Origin of the sequence: Kitasatospora misakiensis (genome assembly GCF_042656005.1) — a bacterium.
GTDB classification, from domain to species: Bacteria; Actinomycetota; Actinomycetes; order Streptomycetales; family Streptomycetaceae; genus Kitasatospora; species Kitasatospora misakiensis.
The window spans coordinates 1-1,143 of sequence record NZ_JBHSOF010000135.1; the positions used below are offsets into that span (position 1 = coordinate 1).

General features: G+C 70.6%; 1 protein-coding gene and 1 pseudogene. Both read right to left on the reverse strand.

Annotated features, from left to right (window positions below; genetic code table 11):
* Positions 1 to 317 (reverse strand): annotated as a pseudogene (locus tag ACFP3U_RS36895) (electron transfer flavoprotein subunit alpha/FixB family protein); the annotation flags it as partial.
* Positions 318 to 358: 41 nt separating this feature from the next.
* A partial coding sequence (locus ACFP3U_RS36900) for an electron transfer flavoprotein subunit beta/FixA family protein (RefSeq protein WP_380230153.1) occupies positions 359 to 1,143 on the reverse strand: 785 nt, incomplete at its 5' end.

The window sequence follows — 1,143 nt, forward strand, 5'->3', positions numbered from 1 at the left end:
GCGACGCGGGCGGCGACCTCCTTGCCCTCGCCGGAGGAGGTGACCAGCACCGCGGCCGGGGCGGCCGTCTTGGCGATCTGGGCCAGGGCGTCCACCTTCGGGACGACCAGCTGGTCGGCGAACTCGGCGCCGTCGGCGACGTACACCTTGGCGGCGCCGTACTCGGCGGCCTTGGCGGCCAGCTCGGCGGCCTTGTCACCGGCGCCGAGGACGACGGCGGAGGGCTCGCCGATACGGCGGGCCAGGGTCAGCAGCTCCAGGGCGGGCTTGCGGACCGCGCCGTCGGCGTGGTCGACCAGGACGAGGATCTCAGCCATTGCTCGATGTCTCCGTGTTGTGGGTGGGGCGGCAGGGCGGACTAGATGAACTTCTGGTCGGCGAGGTAGCCGGCGAGGGCCTTGCCGCCCTCGCCCTCGTCCTTGACGACCGTGCCCGCGGTCCGCGCCGGACGCGCGGCCACCGACTCCACCGCCGTCCACGAACCCGCCAGACCGACCTCGCCGGCCTCGATGCCCAGGTCGTCCAGGTCCAGGGACTGCACCGGCTTCTTCTTCGCCGCCATGATCCCCTTGAACGACGGGTACCGCGCCTCACCCGACTGGTCCGTCACCGACACGACCGCCGGCAGCGCAGCCTCCACCAGCTCGGTCGCCGCGTCACCGTCCCGACGGCCCTTCACCACACCACCCTCGACCGACACCTCGGACAGCAGCGTCACCTGCGGCACACCCAGCCGCTCCGCCAGCAGCGCCGGCAGCACACCCATCGTGCCGTCCGTCGACGCCATCCCACCGATCACCAGGTCGAACCCGGTCTTCTCCAGCGCCTTCGCCAGCACCGCCGACGTCCCGATCACATCCGAACCGTGGATGTCCTCGTCGTTCACGTGCACGGCCTTGTCCGCACCCATCGACAACGCCTTGCGCAGCGCGTCCTTCGCATCGTCCGGACCCACCGTCAGCACGGTCACCTCGGCACCCTCGTTCGCCTCCGCGATCCGCAGCGCCTGCTCCACACCGTACTCGTCCAGCTCCGACAGAAGGCCGTCCACGCCCTCCCGGTCGGTGGTGTGATCGTCCGCGAAACGACGGTCACCCGTCGCATCCGGCACGTACTTCACACAGACAACGATCCTCAAGCTCA